Here is a 17,331-nt window from a genome sequence, read left to right as displayed (position 1 = left end):
TTAATTATTGATGATGTCACGTTCTTTTTTTAAAGAAGACAAATGAAGCTGTGACGGGAGGCTCCGGGCACGTGCACGGCAGCTCGCAAGGTGGAGGATAATGATAGCCGGGAGAGCCGGAACGGACAAAGTAAACAAGGAATGTTAACCCCCCTGTGTCCCTTCCGTCCATTCGGTCCGGATTATTTTAAGAGAGCCTCGCGAGATTGCACCTTACTAAACCTCCCGCAGTTTTTCCGGGTGTTCCTTCAGCAGGGCGCGCAGGCGGCCGCGGTCCAGTTTTCCCATCACGGTCAGGGGGATGGTTGTCTCCATGACGGCGCGGATGCGCTGTGGGCCGGGGGCCGCCGCATTCCACGCACGGCAGGCTTGTTCCAGGGATGCCGCGGCGGGAGCGCAGGCAACCAGTTCCATGCCCGTCCGGGGATGCGGGACGGCCTCCACTACAGCCTCCGGAACGCTGTGGCGCAACGCGTCCTGGACGGCGTCCGGGTCCACCAGTTCCCCGAGGACTTTGACAAGCCTGTCCGCCCGGCGCAGGAAGGTCAGCAGCCGTCCTTCCAGGCGTACCAGGTCGCGTGTTCTCCACCATTCATGGGGTTCCACCTGTTCCAGAACAAAATCTCCATGGGGCTGCGTCAGCAGGCGCCCGCACAGCTTTCCTTCCCCCTGGATACGCAGGAGCCCGTCCTCGTCCGTGGCCGCTTTCCAGTGGGGGAGGAGGGAAAGGCGGTCCGTATGGTAGGGATCGCCGGGGAGGGCCGTAGCCAGCTGGGAACCGGACTCCGTCATGCCATAGCTTTGCACCACGGGCCAGCCGAGGGCGCGGGCATTCCGTCCCGTCTCCATGTCCAGGGCGCCTCCGCCTACGATGATGCATCCGGCGGTGGAGGGAGCCTGGATGCGGAGATTGACCAGGTCAACGACCTGTGTGGGAACCAGGGAGGACCAGCGTGCGCCGGACTTTCTCATCAGGTCCGCATAAGCGTGCGGATTCCACTTCCCGTGGAGAGTGTGGACGGCAGTCCCGGCCAGGGCCGCGCGCAGGTGGATCATGGCGCCTCCCACATGCCAGACGGGCAGCGGGCAGCACCAGTCCCCGCGGTCCGCGTGCAGGTGGTCCAGCGCGCCGCGCGCGCAGACGTCCAGGGCGCGGCGGGTGAATAAAATGGCTTTGGGCGGTGAGCCGGAGGATCCGGAGGTGGCAAAGGCAGTGACTTCATCCATGCCCTGCCGGGAAAGGAAGGCGGCAGCCTGTTCCGCCCAGTCCCTCAAATGGGGGGGAGCCATCACGCAGGGGCCGTTGTCCCGGTCCCAGGGCAGGGGTGTTCCGGAGGCGGTCATGGCGGCCGCAGGTTACCGGAGGGCTTTTCTGCGCAGGGTGTGCCAGCGTTCCTCCATACGGGGCTTCAAATGGTGCTCAATCCAGGCATAGGCCGCTTCCAGGCCGCCTGCCTTGAAGGTGCGGCCTATTTCCGCTTCCACGCCTGTGGCGTTGCCGGTGCGGCGCAGGAAATCATTGCTGGTGAATTCGATGAAAAGCTTTCCGTTGATTGCTCCTTCCTCCGCCAGAATCCATTCCCTGACGTACAGCGCCAGAATGGCATCTCCTACCCATGCCTCCACGCGGAGGCGTTCTTCTGTGGCCTTGTCCATATGATGGTTCATGAAAATCTGGCAATGGCGGTCTTTCCGCCCAACGGATCCTTGATGGGCGGCGGAGGCACGCCGGGTGCTCCGGGCGCCTTGTCTCCGGCGGGGGAGGACGGCTGGCTATTTTCCCGGGGAAGCTCCGGCAGGTTGTCCGTTGGGGCGGCTGCGGGCGTTCCCGGGGCCGGTGGATTCACCTTCCGGTTCTGCGGCGCAGGGGCGGTTCCCGGAGTGAGGGGCACGTCCAGCACCCTGTCCTGAGTGGCGCGGCGGTTGGCGGCATCCTTGGCCTCCAGGCTCTTGCGGAGCGCCGTCTCCGATTCCGAATTCCAGTATCCGGAATCCAGTTCAATGTAAATGTTGGAGTAGGGAAGGGACGTCTTGGTCTTGATGACCAGCACGTTGAACTGCTTGGCGGCGTCTTCGATCAGGGAATTGATCGTGCGGCTCATCAATTCAAAATGCTGGCGTCCCGGAAGCATCTTATCGATACTGTGGCGGTAGCGCTTGATGCCGGGGGCGTAGTCTTCCGTCACGCTGCGCAGTTCTGAACTGATCATGATACGGGGGACCACGTGGGCTTCCTCCTCCAGCATGTTCAGCACGTCCAAAAGCACTTCATCGGACGTCTTGTCGGAAACCATGGTCTTGATGCCGGCGCCCGTGTAGGCCGGAAAGGAGGCCTCAGCGATGACAATCCAGTTCCTGGCCCCCACGATTGCCAGGTTTTTGTACAACTGGTCCTTCCATTCCCGCTCTGCCGGATTGGCGTCCTGGCAGCCGCTGAGCAGGCTGATGATGCACACGGGGAGAATGAGGGGAAGTCGGATCATGGGAGGGGCCCCGCCTTGCGGGGCTGGAAAATGGGCTAGAACTTGTGGGAACGTGGTTCGCGGCAGGTGCTGGGGCAGCGGCCCTGTTCCGTGGCGAACGGAGCTCCCTGGGTGGGGGCCGCCTCCGTAAAGGCGACGCCCGGCATCTCAGTAGGTACGCCCTGAACGGGGAAATCCTTTCGCAGGGGGAAATAAGGATAGCCTTCCCACATCAAAATGCGGCGCAAATCCGGATGGCCGGAAAACTTGATGCCCATCAGGTCCCACACTTCACGTTCATGCCAGTTGGCGGACTGGAAGATTTCCGAGACGCTGGGGACTTCCTCGCCGTCGTCCACCTTGGTCTTGAGGCTCAGGTTCACGCCCGTTTCCGCCTGCGTCAGCGTATAGTTGACTTCAAAGCGGGGGCTTTCTCCCATGTTGTCCACGGAGCAGAGGTTCACCATCATGTCAAATCCGGCGGAATCCCGCAGCCAGCGGACGACGTCCGCGATGGCGTGGCGTGCGACGGTCAGCGTGATGTCGCCGCGGAACTCGTAGCGGTCCGTGATGATGTCTTTCCCAAAACGGTTCTGGGTGTTGTCTGCGGCGGTCTTGATCTGTGATTCTAGAGAAAGCATGAAAAAAGAATGGTAAAAGGTGGAACGTGGGTGAAAACGGTCGGGAATATTATTCGAGGGACATTTCCGTATCGACCGGCACGGGGGCGTTGGCTTCGCGCGGTTCCTCCTTCTTGAAGAAGGTGCGTGCGGGCTGCTGGGTGTCCAGCTTCTTGCGCAGGGTGAGCAGGCCTTCCAGAATGGCTTCCGGGCGGGGAGGGCAGCCGGAAATGTAAACGTCCACGGGCAAAATCTTGTCCACGCCCTGAAGCACGGAATAGGAGCGGAACATGCCGCCGGTGGAGGCGCAGGCGCCCATGGCGATGCACCACTTGGGTTCCGGCATCTGGTCCCAGATGCGCCGGACGGCCAGGGCCATTTTATAGGTGACGGTGCCGGCCACGATCATCACGTCCGCCTGGCGCGGGGAAAAGCGCGTCACTTCCGAACCGAAGCGGGAAAGGTCGTACCGGGAGCAGGCCACGGCCATGAACTCGATGGCGCAGCAGGAAAGCCCCATCGGCATGGGCCAGAGGGAATTTTTACGAATCCAGTTGATAGCGGCATCCAGGGTGGTATAGACAAAATTGCCTTCCGCATTGGTGTCCAGTATTCCGGTTTCGTAAATATTCGATTCGTTTGTGGTGACCATGATAACAGATGATTCTTGTTGAAGCCAGATTAACGAGATGCCTTCAACTCTCAAGCCTTAATTTGGTTCAATCATGATTTTCTACGGCCTCGTTCCGACTGGTCTTTCAAACCGTTCGGAGAGGGATGAATAAACCCGCACGAGGTCTCCCCCGTGCGGGTTTTTTTATCCAACTATATTACCTATGAAACTCAGAACTCCCCTTGTTGGGTGGCGGTCTCTCTACCTCCCGCCGCCCGGTTTGTTACTGATGCAGGTTAGAGTCCCGGTCAGGGGATTGCGTTCAAAAAGGAGGAAATTTTATGACAGGCCCATGGGAGGAAATACAGGATGCTTTGAGAATGAATGCATCATGTTTTTACTACCCTGAAAGGGAAAACAGAGTGTAGACTCGGTTTCCCTGCAATGTTGGCGTGAAGGGTGCTTTGGGGAAGGAGGGAGGATGCTTTATCCGCGGTGATCCCTGTGCCGGGAGGAACGGATGACAAGGTGCGCGACCAGCCAGAGGCTGAGGGCAATAGTGGCTAAAAGAGCCGGCATGCTTTCCGTGATGTCTCCTAACAACAGCACGGCCAGGTCCGCACCCAGAAGAAGGAGGCCAATGAAACGCCAGTACGGGGATTCCCCGTCATGCCTGGCGCGCGGGGAAAACTCCGCACAAAGGGACGGAGTATCCAGCAGGAAGGAAAGAAAGTCAAACATGGTTTTGTGAAAGGAGTTGGAAGGAGGAAGTTGGTGGATGGGCTTTGTTGCCGGAAGGCCGCGATGTGATGGACTAACTTTATTTACAAGGGCCGGGAGGCCCTTGTTCCCGGAAGTGTGGCTATGATGAGACACCGGGGAAGGAACAATTCCAATGGCATGCATGAGAAGCGATCGCTTGGGAACGAAGGCCTCCCGGCCTTCGTATGGCTTTGATGAATGGGAGTTATCACAGGAAGATAGGATGTATGGACTAAATTACAAGGGCCGGGAGGCCCTTGTTCCCCAAATAATAAAATAAGCTAACCTTCTCATCGTCTCGGGGGTAATATTCTTTCCGAGTCGGAGCAGTCATGAGGGATGGTACCATCCCTCATGACTGGCTTGAAGCGAGTACGTCTTGTTCCCTGTTCACTTCCTTACCGTGAACTCTTGCTAGTTGGTACCGCTTCAAGCCCCATTCCGGGATCCGGTCATTCCATAGCTCGAATAGTTACAGGGGCCGTTTCCTGAAACGAGTCCGTATTTGAGGCAGAGATCATCATGAACACATACCAGCACAACATCAACCGTGAAGTGGGGAATCAGTCTCCTCAACCCATCTACGCCGGCATCGACATCTCCAAGGATTTCCTGGACGTCTGCCTGCTACGCCGTCACTACCGCTTCACCAACGACCCCAACGGGCATCATGGACTATTAACCCTTTTTAAACGACAACACGCTCCCGTACACGCCCTCTATGAATCCACCGGATATTTGAGCCGAAGGCTCGTTCCCTTCTTCAGACAACATGATATCGCCCAAAGCTGTCTCAATCCACTACGGGTAAGAAACTTCGCCCGCAGTGAAGGCATCCAGGCCAAAACAGACCGTTTGGACGCCCTGGTCCTCTCCAGGATGGGACAAGACAGAAAACTCCAGGCAGACTCCATCCCTGACAAGTGCATTCTCCTGCTCAGGGAATATGAAAGCGTGCTTGGGTTCTGTATAAAAAGGAGAACGCAGTTAAAAAATCAACTGGCAGCCATCAACGAGAGCTTTTTGAAAAAGCAGCTGGAAAGCTTGTTGAAACAGGAAGAGAAGAAGATAGTCAGAATCCAGGAGAAGATGGAGCAACTTATTGAGTGCAACAAAGAAAGCAGCTGGAAGTATCAGGCCTATCAGGAGGTGTCAGGAATAGGAAAGCGCAGCGCGATGGCCCTGCTCAGCAGGATGCCCGAACCAGGACGGCTCAACCGGAAGGAGGCGGCCTCTCTATTGGGAGTGGCCCCCTATGTCCGGGAGAGTGGAAACATGAAGGGGGCAGGCAGAATACAAGGTGGAAGAAAAGAGTTGAGGAGCATCCTTTACATGGGAACAGTAAGCGCAGTAAGAAGCAACAAGGTTCTCAGGGAGAAATATGATCGGTTGATAGCAGGAGGCAAGAGCGGGAAGTGTGCCGTGATAGCATGTAGCCGGACACTGATTATTCATTTGAATGGCGTGGCAAGGAGAGTTCTGGAGAAGATAGAAGAAGAAAAAAACTCAAATATTTATGATCTAATAATATAAAAATAAACATGTTAACTTTATTTTATCACATTATAGTTGACTAGAAGCTGGGCCGTGATGGGAAACTGGGGAAGGGACAATTCCATCGGCATGCATGAGAAGCGGTTGCCTGGGAACGGAGGCCTCCCGGCCTTCGTATCTAAATTTCCCCTAGGCACAGCCACGGCAATTTTATTTAATGGTCATGATTCCGGAGGGATTGGACAATAATATAAGCGATCAGCCAGAGGGCAAAGACCATGCCGGGAACAAGAGCCGCCACGCTGTCCATATGTAGCCATAGCAGCAGGGATCCCATGACCATTGACAGGAGAATGATGCCCGTCCATTGACACCTCCGGGATTGTTCGTCATCCCTGCCGCTCCAGGGAGGGCCAATCAATGAGGATAAAATATCTTTCAAAAGATCGGAAAGATCGAACATAGGGGCAAGCAGGAAGTTTAGCGATGCAAATCCGGGAAAGGAATGGAGAATATTACAGCCGTTCCTGAATCAGCACATGGAAATGGCCGCCTGCGCCGTGTTCATCCGTCAGGAAGGCGTCCTGCGGCGTGTTCTCCGCATAAGGGAGCAGGTAGTCCCGCTGGGTCATCAGGGTGACTGTATCCCCCAGGCAGTTGCGGGAAAGCTCCAGCAGGTCCGTGAAATTGACGTCGCACGTCAGGTCCGTCAGGCCCGGGTATTGGTACAGTTCCTCCCCGGTCAGCACCTGGTGGCTTTTATAGCCGCGCAGGGATCCTTTGGGGCGGCGGTAATACAGGCGTTCCATTTCGTCCCCGTAGTCGATGACCGTCATGACGCCCTTGTTCCAGAGGGGCAGCCATCCGGTGAACCAGCGGGCGTAGGAGTCATGAATCTCCACACGCTGGCCCGGCTGGGAATCGTATTCCAGCATATGGGAAAAGAGCGGCTGTTGATGGATGGGGCACAGTTCCTCCCGGATGGCTCCGTCCTTCACGGTCAGCCCCACTTCCTGCCAGCCCTGTTCCGTGTACTCGAACACGCGGGCGGGGAAGGCGTCCACCAGCTCGTTGGAAAAGATGAAGGCCTTGCCGCCGCAGTGCTTCAGCGCCTTCTCCATGGTGGAATAAATTTTGGCCTGGCTTCCCAGCAGCAGGTGCTGGAATTCCCTCAGTCTGGGGGAGGATTCCACGATCACGTAGTCCGTGTTCAGGCGGTTCCAGAATCCCAGTTGTTCCAAGACCTTGACCGCCAGCGCTCCGGAGCCGGCTCCTATCTCCAGCAGGGGCAGCCGCTTGCCGCAGCGGGCGCAGGCCTCCTTCCAGCGGGCGACCACGGCTTTCGCCAGAATGGGGGAGAGCGTGGGCGTGGTGGAAAAGTCCCCGCGGCTTCCGATGTTTTCAATGGCGGTGGAATAATACCCCTCCTGCGGGTGGTGCAGGGCCAGCTGCATGAAGGCTTCCAGGGAAAGCCAGCCTCCGGTGGCCGCGATGTGGTCGGAAAGGCGTATCATGGGCGGGGGGGAAACGGATCAGGATTTCAGGTCAGGATTTGGACTGCTCCAGCATGCGCAGCAGCGGGGCTTCCGCCCTCCGGCGCAGGTCTTCCGGCAGTTCCACGGCGGGGGAAAGGTCCCGCAGGGCCAGGTACAGTTTTTCCAGGGTGTTCATCTTCATGTACGGGCACGTGCTGCAGGAGCACTGCTCCGTGGGTGCCGGAATGAACTCCTTGCCCGGCACCAGCTTGCGCAGGCGGTGCAGGATGCCGGATTCCGTAACGATGATGAAGGAGGAAGCCGGGCCTTCCGTGCAGTAGGGGATCATCTTCTCCGTGGAGCAGATGTGGTCCGCCAGCAGGCGCACGGCTTCCGTGCATTCCGGATGGGCCACCACCAGTGCGCCGGGGTGCTGCTCCTTCAGGGCCAGAATCTGGTCCCGCGTGAATTCCATGTGCACGTGGCACGCTCCGTTCCACAATTCCATGGGGCGGCCCAGCTGGCGGCCCACCCAGGCGCCCAGGTTCTGGTCCGGCACGAACAGGATGGGGCGGTCCTCCGGAGCCTGGGAGACGATCTTCACGGCATTCCCGGAGGTGACGATCACGTCCGCCAGCGCCTTCACGCCGATGGAGCAGTTCACATACGCCACCACATAATAATTCTTGTGTGAGTTTGTTTTCAGGAAGGCTTCCAGTTCCCCGGCGTCGCAGGAGGCTTCCAGGGAGCAGCCTGCGTCCGCGTCCGGCAGGATGACGGTTTTGTCCGGATTGAGGATCTTGGCGGTCTCCGCCATGAAATGGACGCCGCAGAAGGCGATCACGTCGCAGTCCGTGTTCTGCGCCTTGTAGGCCAGCCCCAGGGAATCGCCTACGTAGTCGGCCATGTCCTGGATGTCCCCCGTCTGGTAGCTGTGCGCCAGGATGATGGCGTTGCGTTCTTTTTTCAGGCGTAAAATTTCCTCTTTCAGGTCAAAGGGTGCCATGCGGGAAAAGATGGGGGGAAGCCCCCGGCAAGTCAAGCATCATGTCCCATGCAGGGCGCACTTGTTGACGGGGGCGGGGAATTGTGGCACAGTCTGGCGCACCATACGATTATGTTTTCACTTTTAGCAGATAAACTGGATAACACGTTCCGGCGGCTGCGCGGCCTGGGCAAGATTTCTGAAAAGAACATTGCGGACGCCCTGCGCGACATCCGGATGGCGTTGCTGGAAGCAGACGTGGAGTTCGGCGTGGCCAGGGATTTCATCGGCCGCGTGAAGGAACGGGCCATGGGGCAGGAAGTGCTTAAATCCATCAAGCCTGGGGAACAGATCGTCAAAATCTTCCGTGATGAAATCGCTTCCCTGCTGGGCGGCGACGCCGTGGGGCTGGACCTGACGGACCCCGCCAGAATCATGGTGGTGGGCCTGAACGGCGCCGGTAAGACCACCACCAGCGCGAAGCTGGCCCTGCGCCTGAAAAACGAAGGGCGGCGCCCCCTGCTGGTGGCCTGTGACCTGGTGCGCCCCGCCGCCGTGGACCAGCTGGCTACCCTGGCGGAGCAGATAGAAGTGCCCGTGTACAAGCCCGCGCCCGGCAGCCGGGACGTGGTGGCCGTGGCGCGCGAAGCCCTGGAATGGTCCCGCACCCAGAACGGGACCGTCATGATCTTTGACACGGCGGGCAGGCAGGAAGTGGATGAAGCCCTGATTGACGAGCTGCGCCACCTGCACGCTTTCCTCTCTCCGCGGGAAACCCTTCTCGTCGTGGACGCTGCTACGGGCCAGCAGGCCGTGAACGTGGCCCAGACCTTTGACCAGGCCGTGAACGTGACGGGCATCGTGCTTACCAAGCTGGACGGCGACGCCCGCGGGGGTGCGGCCCTCTCCATGCGTTCCGTGACGGGCAAGCCCATCAAATTTTCCGGGGAGGGGGAAAAGCTGGACCAGTTCGGCCCCTTCGTGCCCGGCCGCATGGCGGACCGCATTCTGGGCATGGGGGACATTGTGGGGCTGGTGGAGCATGCCGCCGCCCGCATTGACGAGGAACAGGCGGCCAAGTCCATGGACCGCATGATGTCCGGCAAATTCGACTTTAACGACTTCCTGGACCAGATGAAGATGATGCAGAACCTGGGGCCGCTGGAAGGTCTGCTTGGCCTGCTGCCCGGATTCGGCAAGATTAAGAAGCAGCTTCCGGACGGTGCGCTGGATCCCAGGAGGATGAAGCATATGGAAGCCATCGTGCTCTCCATGACGGCGAAGGAACGAAGCAATCCCAACCTGCTGAATCCGTCCCGCCGCCGCCGCATCGCCGTCGGCTGTGGCCGTCCCCTGATGGAGGTGAACAAGCTGATCAAGAACTTTTCCGAGATGCGCAAGATGATGTCCGGCAAGGGCAAGATGGGCGCCATGATGAAGCAGATGGCCTCCATGAAGGGGAAGGGGGGCAAGATGCCCGGCCTTCCCGGCATGGGCGGCGGCCTTGGCGGATTAGGAGGCCTGAAAGGTCTTGGCGGCCTTGGCGGGGGCCTTGGCGGTCTCTTCGGAGGCCGCAAGTAGGCGGAACGGATTTGATACCGGGCGCGGCTGAACATGGCCGCGCCTTTTTTTGTTTTTGTAATAGGGGCCGGAAGTACCGGAGCGCGCATGGTGCGCCGCAAGCCTTCCGGCTTTCTATGAAAGAACGGCCGTGGTGTTCCCGTACTCCGGGAATGATGAATGGAAGGCGGTTTTACCTGCGGACGGCTGTGCTGGCCATGGCCGCCTTCCTGGGGATGGAAAAGGGCCATGCCGTTCCTGCGGAAGACGTGCTGCTGCCTGCGCCCTCCGGGTGCAGGTCGGACGCTTCTTCCCTGGTCCGCTTGCCGTTGAGGCTGGCCGTTTATGCCCCGGAAAAGGATGCTCCGGCAGTGGAAGCCCTCTTGAATGTGCTCAACGCCCAGGGTGCCCTGACCGGGCTTTCCATGACGCGGGACAAGGATTCGGCGGACGTGGTGTGCTCCCTGGAAGGGATCCCCGCGGGAACGGGAGAAGGATATGGGGCTCATCTGGAAGGCGTGCAGGGAGGGCGGGGCGTGCTGCATCTGAATGCGGCTGCCCCCCAGGGCCTCTTTTACGCATGGCAGAGCATGGTCCAGGTGTTGAATGCCAACCGGACTGGGGAAGGCTTCTCCGTGCCCGTCTTTTCCCTCCGGGACGTTCCCCGCTTTGAATGGCGGGGAATCATGCTGGACGTCTCCCGCCACTTTTTCACCATGGCGGAAGTCAAGCGTATGATTGACGCCATGTCCCTGTTCAAGCTCAACCGGCTTCACCTGCACCTGACGGACGGCCCCGGCTGGCGGATGGAAATTAAAAAATACCCCCTCCTCACGTCCATGAGCGCCTGGCGCGTGCCGCTGGCCAACGGGGAATGGAACTGGCAGGAGGTCAAGCTGGCCATTCAGGAACACGACCCGGAGGCCACCTACGGCGGTTTTTACACCCAGGAGCAGATGAAGGAAATCATTGCCTATGCCCGCAGCCGCCAGGTGACCGTGGTTCCGGAGATTGACCTTCCCGGTCATTCCTATGCGGCCATGCACGCCTACGGGGACCTGATCTGTGACGGAGTGGACTTTCCCGTGGAAGGGAAAAAGGGCAGGGATGCCGTCTGTATGGGGCGTCCGGAAACCCTCCGGTTCGTGAAAGACGTGGTGGATGAACTGAAGGCCGTGTTCCCGCCGGGCTCCCCCATCCATCTGGGCCACGACGAAGTATCTGCGGAAGCATGGAAAAAATGCAAGTACTGCCGGAACCGCCTGAAGGAACTGAATGAGACGGATCTCAAAGCCCTGAGCCGGGATTTCCTGCGGCAGATTGCGGACTATGTGCGGCAGGGCGGTTATGATGCCATCGTCTGGGATGAGGGCGGGGAGCTGGAAGCGGACAAGCACATTTTCGTGATGGCATGGCGCGGCAATGACTTTGCCGCGGCGGCGGCCAGAAAGGGGCATCCCGTCATTCTGTCCCCCTGTTCCCATTTCTACTTTGATTACTACCAGTCCTCCGCGCCTACGGAGCCGAAGGCCATCGGCGGACTGATACCGCTCCAACAGGTATACGGGTATGAACTGCCGGAACTGACCCCGGAGGAGGCCGCCAGGGTGCGCGGCCTCCAAGCCAATATCTGGACGGAATATCTGTACGACATGGGGCTGGTGGAATACATGATGTGGCCCCGTGCGCTGGCGTTGTCAGAACGGGCATGGAGCGACTGCGATCCCAGGGACTACCGGTCCTTCCGCAGCCGGGCATCCGCCGCGCTGAAGCTGTTGGAAAAGCTGGCCGTGAAGTACCGCCCGATGGATGATGAGAATTAAGGCTTTTTCCCCATGGCGGCCAGGAAGAGATGGGAAGCGTTTTTGAAAGGGCGGGTGGGAAGCTCCATGTTTTTACCTTTGGCGCGAGGGGAGCGTCTCCGCCCTCCGGCCCGGGCAGGATACCCATGATGCACGGGCGTTTAAGTAAAGCGTGCATAGGATCGGAAATGCCGCCCGGCAAAAAAGCTTGCAAGAATCCCCGGCGGGGTACGTACCCATGAAGGTACGTTCAGGAATTTTTATGTTCTTTTCCGTCTTCCGGGTTTCATTCGGAGACGGAAAAGAAAAACTATGGACCAATCAGGAATCATGAAGATTATTTCCCTTTTTCCGAAACTTTTGCTCGTTTCCGTTTGCCTGGGTGTGGGTTTCTCCCAGGCGGCTCCCGGAGAAACTCCCGCACAGCGCGACAAAAGAATGCAGTGGTGGCGCGACGCCAAGTTCGGCATGTTTATCCATTACGGCCTGTATTCCGGGCTGGCCGGGGAACTGAACGGAAAGAAATACGACGGAGGCGCGGAATGGATCCAGTCCTATTCCGGGACGGACAGTGAAACCTACGCTCAAAAAACGCTTCCCCTCTTCAAGCCGGACCGGAAAAATATCCGGGCCTGGGCGGATCTGGCAAGGGAAGCGGGCTGTAAATATGCCGTGCTGACCAGCAAGCACCATGAAGGTTTTTCCCTCTTTGATTCCAAGGTCTCCGATTTTACCAGCATGAAGGCTGCGGGCATGGACGTGGTGAAGGAATTTGCGGCGTCCTGCCGGAAAAACGGCCTGAAGGTGGGCCTGTACCATTCGGTCATCGACTGGCACCATCCCGATTACGACTGGCGGCTTGCCAAGGGCCTGCCCTATCCCCAGGGGAACACCAGCCTGGAGGTTCATGCCCACCCGGACCATGCCAAATACCAGAATTTCCTGCACGCCCAGGTGGACGAACTGCTTACCCGTTATGGAAAGCTGGATATTCTGTGGTGGGATTACAGCTCCAGGGATTTTGACGGGGACCGCGCCTGGCGTGCCTCCGGGCTGCTGGAAAAAGTTCATGCCAGGCAGCCGGGCATCATTTGCAACAACCGTCTGTATGCCTCCAACAATACGGCTCCCCTCGTCAAAACGGATCATGAGCATGGCGATTTCACCACGCCGGAGCAGTATATTCCGCCGCAGGGAATCGATGACGACTGGGAAGTATGCATGACCCTGAACGGAACCTGGGGGTATGCTGCGCACAACCACCGGTGGAAATCCCATGAGGAATTGATCCGCGGCCTGACGGGAACAGTCAGCAAGGGAGGCAATTTCCTGCTGAACATCGGCCCCAGGGCGGACGGCTCCCTGCCGAAGGAAACAGTGGATTCCTTCAAGGCCATCGGGGCATGGATGCACGTGAACGGTGAAGCTATTTACGGCACCCAGGCATCCCCCTTTAAAAACGCCTTTCCGTGGGGAGTCGTTACCCGCAAGGGGAACACGCTGTACCTCATCATGTATCATCTTCCCAAAAGCGGAAAAATCGCTCTTCCCTATGTGATGAAGGGGGCGGCTTCCGCCGCGGCTCTGGCGGACGGCAGGGCGGTTCCGGTCCGTGCTTCATCTTCCGGCGTGGAGTTGGACGTATCAGGGGTGAAAGCCATGCCTTCCGCTACCGTCGTCAGGCTGGCCGGAAAGGGTACGGTTCTGGAAGGCGCACCGGCTGGACGCAGTGGGAAATAGGAAATCCTCCCTGTTGTTTCACAGGTGTCCTGCCGGGAGCAGAGGGCTGATTCGTTCCCACGCTAGTTGTGTTCACCGCGCCGGGGGCAAGCTTTATCGCCCGCCCTCCGTTGTCCGTTTAACCGGGCTTGTTCACTTTTTCCGTCCCTTCCTGTTCTCCATAAGAGGAAAAGCCTGGATACTTGCCTGTTCTCCACCTCTGCTGCCTGGATAAAAAGGCCGGGAACACGGGTGAACGTTCCCTCGCCACAGCCATGCATCCGGAAGGGTGGTAATATTTTCTTGACCGTCAAGGAAACTGGTGAAAATAAGAGGATATGGCTGATGCTCCCTTTCCTGAACCGATGCGTAAAACCGGCTATCCTACCCGCCGGGAAATGGCCTGTCTGGTCAGGAGCGGCGTTGTTGCGTCCGCCGTAGCAGGAGCCCTCCTTTCCTGTGGACCGGAACAGGGGACATCTCCCGGTGATGCAGGAAAAGAGAAAAAAGCGGATGTTCCCCATATGGAGGAAGCCTGGGTTACTCCTGGCTTGGTTATTGATACGGTTTCTACGGATAGATGGGAAAAACCGGATATGGAAACCAAGATGCAAAAGGAAGATTTTTATGTTCCCGACCGGAAAGGGGCGGACACCAGGGACGAGAAAATCATCATCATGGAGTCGTGCACTTCAGGGGTATCCATTCCGAAGGTGGACCCTTCCTCGTAATAAGGTTCAAAGGGTTCGCCGGGTTGAGCCGCCGTATCTCCCGGCAGGGAATGGAGGTCCCGCCGCCGGAGGATGCCGGGGGGGAATGGATGAATTGTCTTTTTTCTTGACTGTCAGTGAAATTGGTGGAAATAAGGACGCATGACTACCCCCATATCTCCTCAACCGCCTCAAAAGAACGGTTACCCGACCCGTGAAGAGCTGGTAAAATTGCTCAAACTGGGTCTTTTAACAGCTATTTCCGGCAGCCTGGCCGCTTGTGTGCAACAGCAGCAGGGGCAGATGATGGGTGGCGCGCCGCTGCCCCCGCCCGTCAAGATTATTCCTGCCAAGGGAAAATAACGGGGCCATGAGCGGGACTGTTGAAAAAATTCTTCTTCCCGGCGCTATCCCACGCGGGAGGAACTGGCCCGTCTGATTAAGGCCGGAGCAGTGGCCGCCGTTATTGCTGGCAGCCTTACCGCCTGCTCCCAGCAGACGCAGGGAGGCATGAGGCCGGGCGGCGTTGCGGTGCTGAAGAGCAAGTAGCCTTCAAGAGTTCCCGTTCCTTCCCGGAAACAGTCTTATGAACCATTCCTCTTCCTCCGTGCCGGGCCGCAGGCGTTCCTACCCTACGCGGGCCGAATTTTCCAGATTGCTGAAAACGGGCGCCCTTTTGGCTGCCGCCGGCGGCCTGATGTCCTGCGTACCGCCGCCTTCATCCGGTCAGGGGACGTCCGGTTCTGCGGAACAAGGGAAAACACAGGTTCCCAAAGCTGATGATTCCGGAAAACAGCCCGAACCTTATTCTGACGACCGCAGGCTCCTTCTCCCCGGAAAAGTCCCGGCTGCCTTCTGGGAAAAACGGTGAGGAAGGCGGGCAACCGGAAATTCCCTCCGTTGTTCATCAGGTGTTTGAATGTTGTTCCATAAAAAGCCATGATCAATCTGACCCTGTGCCTGACGCATGACTGCAACCTGCGCTGCGGGTATTGCTATGCGGGCCGCAAGAGGCCTGTCTCCATGAGTGTGGAAACCGCTTTCCGCTCCATTGACTTTGGTCTGGAACAGGCCCGGAAGGAAGGAAAGGCCCTTGGCAGGCAGCCTGAAATCCTGATCGGTTTCTTTGGCGGGGAACCTCTGCTGGAATGGGATCTGCTGCGGAAATGCCGGAAATATGCGGAAAAAGAGGCTCTCCGCTCCGGAATTCGGCTGAAATGGACGCTGACGACCAACATGACCCTGCTGACGGAGGAACGCGTGGCGTGGCTGATGGAAAAAGGATTCCGGCTGGGGCTTTCCCTGGACGGGAATGCCGCCATGCACGGCGTGTGGCGCAAGTATCCGGACGGCCGCAATTCCCACGGGGACTGCGCCGCCGCCCTGGAATGGTTCAAGGGGAGGGAACACAGGGCGGACCTCATCTGCGTGGTCAATCCGCTCAATGTGCGGCATCTGGCGGATTCCGTCCGGTGGATGGGGGAAACGTGCGGGCTGGATATCATGCTTAACCCTGACTTTGGGGCGCGGTGGACGGAGGAGGCGCTGGAAACGCTTTCCAGCGCTTATGAAGAAATTGGGAGGGAAGTCCTCCGGAGCTACCAGGCGGGCCGTCCGCTGACGCTGAATGTCATTCAGAGCAAAATTGCCGCCTATGTTAAAGGCGGTTATGAGGCCTGTGAAATGTGCACCCTGGGGGAACGGGAGATTGCCGTGGCGGTCTCCGGCAACATGTATCCCTGTGCCCGCCTGGTGGGCAATGACGATAACGAATCCCTGCGCATGGGGAATGTCTGGACGGGGGAGGACTGGAAGAAAAAGATGACGCTCTCCGCCGCCCGCGGCAATAAAAATCCCAAATGCTTTTTCTGCCCCCTGCGCCCGCGGTGCCTGCAGTGGTGCGGCTGCGTCAATTACGTGACCTCCGGCAGGACGGACTGGGTGGGGGAATTCACGTGTTTTCATGAGCGGCTTTCCATCCGGGTGGCGGATGATGTGGCGGAAACCCTCTGGGAGGAACGCAACCCCTGGTTCATCCGGGAGTTCTATTCCGGAACGCTTCCTGCGGCGGGAGGGGAAGAAGAGGCCGGAGCGGTGGAAGAAAAATGACGGGGTACGGCAGAACAAGGTTCCATGGGAATTCTGGGACGTAGCGGGCACGGTTCTTCCTCCGGCGGTTTTGTCCGGCTCAGGAAGTTTTTTCATGGTTTCCGGATGTTTCCTTCCTCCATGCCGGTTGCCGGACCGGAGCGTTTCATGCCCAGGGTTTTATTGACAGAAGATGCCGGGGCATGTATAAAATGACTCTAGCTATTTGTTTTTTTATGAGAAAACGCCGGTTTCTGTTCGTGGTTTCCCTGATGGCGCTTGTGCTGCTTGGCGGCATGGCGCTGGTTTCCTGTTCCAATAACTTCAAGCATGTGCCCCAGACGGGGTTCATGACCCACTGCGTGAAGAATGGGGACTCCCATATTCCCTTTGATGCGTACTGGAACGCTCCTGATGAAAAAGTCTGGAATGACAAAGTGAACGGCGTGAATGGCCAGAAAATCCGGATGGCCGTCGTTCCGGTGGATACAGGGCATATGGATGTGAGGCCGGATACCAGTGAAGGATTTGCCGCCCTGCACGACCTGGCGGAGTACTTCCAGAAGAAAGTCACGGCCAGCATGGAGAAGGAAGTCGCTAAAAACCCGCATTTTGACATGGTGCCTCCGGGAACCAAAGGAGCCTATACGATGGAGCTTGCCATCATCTCCATCACGCCCACGAACGCCAAGGCCGGCATCTTGGTCACGGCGTTGAGCGGCATCAAGGGGGGCGGATTGGCCAAGCGGTTCATTAAAAAGGGCCACATCGCCATGGCGGGACGCGTGCGGGATGAAAAGGGCCGCATCGTCTCCGAATTTGCGGACTATGAGGAAGACCACAGCTCCATGCTGGGCGTGGACACCAAGGATTTTAGAAAATATGCCCACCATCAGCATACCATTGACGAATGGGCGCGGGAAATTACGGACGTGTATTCTACCACCTATGGGCACAGGACATCGAAGCTCATGATGTGCCTCAACCCGTTTTAAGGAGTGCAGGGAGGGGAGAATCCGGCCCGATGCTTTCTTCGTCTAC

18 protein-coding genes are annotated in these 17,331 nt (G+C 58.2%); 9 read left to right on the top strand and 9 right to left on the bottom strand.

From position 1 onward, the window contains the following. Positions 1–216 precede the first annotated feature (216 nt). From LIO64_RS01765 to LIO64_RS01740, 6 genes are all read right to left on the bottom strand, one after another. Positions 217–1,344, bottom strand: a complete 1,128-nt coding sequence (locus LIO64_RS01765; protein ID WP_290547734.1) for an AMP-binding protein — start codon at positions 1,342–1,344, stop codon at positions 217–219. Between the two features lie 12 nt (positions 1,345–1,356). Beyond that, positions 1,357–1,668: a hypothetical protein gene (locus LIO64_RS01760; protein WP_022397389.1), complete on the bottom strand. Its 312-nt coding sequence runs from the start codon at positions 1,666–1,668 to the stop codon at positions 1,357–1,359. After that, positions 1,665–2,483 carry a hypothetical protein gene (locus tag LIO64_RS01755; protein ID WP_290547733.1) on the bottom strand — a complete coding sequence of 273 codons (819 nt, stop codon included), beginning with the start codon at positions 2,481–2,483 and terminating at the stop codon, positions 1,665–1,667. Before LIO64_RS01755 ends, LIO64_RS01760 begins: the two co-directional genes overlap by 4 nt. A 35-nt stretch (positions 2,484–2,518) precedes the next feature. After that, on the bottom strand, positions 2,519–3,103 hold the full coding sequence (locus tag LIO64_RS01750; protein WP_290547732.1) for an NADH-quinone oxidoreductase subunit C: 585 nt from the start codon (positions 3,101–3,103) through the stop codon (positions 2,519–2,521). A gap of 49 nt (positions 3,104–3,152) precedes the next feature. Then, the gene (gene nuoB / locus LIO64_RS01745) at positions 3,153–3,734 is read right to left on the bottom strand and encodes an NADH-quinone oxidoreductase subunit NuoB (protein ID WP_290547731.1); all 582 of its coding nucleotides are present in this window, start codon (positions 3,732–3,734) and stop codon (positions 3,153–3,155) included. 447 nt (positions 3,735–4,181) lie between these two features. Beyond that, positions 4,182–4,436: a hypothetical protein gene (locus LIO64_RS01740; RefSeq protein ID WP_290547730.1), complete on the bottom strand. Its 255-nt coding sequence runs from the start codon at positions 4,434–4,436 to the stop codon at positions 4,182–4,184. 543 nt (positions 4,437–4,979) lie between these two features. Here LIO64_RS01740 and LIO64_RS01735 point away from each other — a divergent pair. After that, positions 4,980–5,990: an IS110 family transposase gene (locus LIO64_RS01735; protein WP_290547729.1), complete on the top strand. Its 1,011-nt coding sequence runs from the start codon at positions 4,980–4,982 to the stop codon at positions 5,988–5,990. A gap of 175 nt (positions 5,991–6,165) precedes the next feature. Here the strand turns inward: LIO64_RS01735 and LIO64_RS01730 are convergent, their stop codons facing one another. The 3 genes from LIO64_RS01730 to nadA form a co-directional block, all read right to left on the bottom strand. Next, entirely contained in the window at positions 6,166–6,288 is a 123-nt protein-coding gene (locus tag LIO64_RS01730) for a hypothetical protein (RefSeq protein ID WP_290547728.1), read from the bottom strand. A gap of 178 nt (positions 6,289–6,466) precedes the next feature. Beyond that, positions 6,467–7,465, bottom strand: a complete 999-nt coding sequence (locus tag LIO64_RS01725) for an SAM-dependent methyltransferase (protein ID WP_290547727.1) — start codon at positions 7,463–7,465, stop codon at positions 6,467–6,469. Between the two features lie 31 nt (positions 7,466–7,496). Beyond that, positions 7,497–8,432: a quinolinate synthase NadA gene (gene nadA, locus LIO64_RS01720; RefSeq protein ID WP_290547726.1), complete on the bottom strand. Its 936-nt coding sequence runs from the start codon at positions 8,430–8,432 to the stop codon at positions 7,497–7,499. Positions 8,433–8,543: 111 nt separating this feature from the next. On the opposite strand from nadA, the gene ffh reads away from it, so the two are divergent. From ffh to LIO64_RS01680, 8 genes are all read left to right on the top strand, one after another. Next, positions 8,544–9,992, top strand: coding sequence for a signal recognition particle protein (gene ffh / locus LIO64_RS01715; protein ID WP_290547725.1), 1,449 nt, complete (start codon positions 8,544–8,546; stop codon positions 9,990–9,992). Between the two features lie 152 nt (positions 9,993–10,144). Next, entirely contained in the window at positions 10,145–11,794 is a 1,650-nt protein-coding gene (locus LIO64_RS01710; protein ID WP_290547724.1) for a beta-N-acetylhexosaminidase, read from the top strand. Between the two features lie 309 nt (positions 11,795–12,103). Beyond that, a complete protein-coding gene (locus tag LIO64_RS01705; RefSeq protein ID WP_290547723.1) occupies positions 12,104–13,513 on the top strand; it encodes an alpha-L-fucosidase in 1,410 nt (469 codons plus the stop codon). A 317-nt stretch (positions 13,514–13,830) separates the two neighbouring features. Continuing rightward, the gene (locus LIO64_RS01700; RefSeq protein WP_290547722.1) at positions 13,831–14,223 is read left to right on the top strand and encodes a hypothetical protein; all 393 of its coding nucleotides are present in this window, start codon (positions 13,831–13,833) and stop codon (positions 14,221–14,223) included. 141 nt (positions 14,224–14,364) lie between these two features. Further along, positions 14,365–14,565: a hypothetical protein gene (locus LIO64_RS01695; RefSeq protein WP_290547721.1), complete on the top strand. Its 201-nt coding sequence runs from the start codon at positions 14,365–14,367 to the stop codon at positions 14,563–14,565. Positions 14,566–14,788: 223 nt separating this feature from the next. Beyond that, entirely contained in the window at positions 14,789–15,073 is a 285-nt protein-coding gene (locus LIO64_RS01690) for a hypothetical protein (RefSeq protein WP_290547720.1), read from the top strand. A 68-nt stretch (positions 15,074–15,141) separates the two neighbouring features. Further along, positions 15,142–16,311, top strand: coding sequence for a radical SAM protein (locus LIO64_RS01685; protein WP_290547719.1), 1,170 nt, complete (start codon positions 15,142–15,144; stop codon positions 16,309–16,311). A 215-nt stretch (positions 16,312–16,526) separates the two neighbouring features. Then, complete coding sequence (locus LIO64_RS01680; protein ID WP_290547718.1) at positions 16,527–17,285, top strand: hypothetical protein; 759 nt, start codon at positions 16,527–16,529, stop codon at positions 17,283–17,285. The last annotated feature ends 46 nt before the right edge of the window (positions 17,286–17,331 follow it).

Origin of the sequence: Akkermansia sp., from assembly GCF_020860705.1 — a bacterium.
Lineage (GTDB): Bacteria > Verrucomicrobiota > Verrucomicrobiia > Verrucomicrobiales > Akkermansiaceae > Akkermansia.
This window is presented reverse-complemented; position numbering and strand designations above follow the sequence as displayed.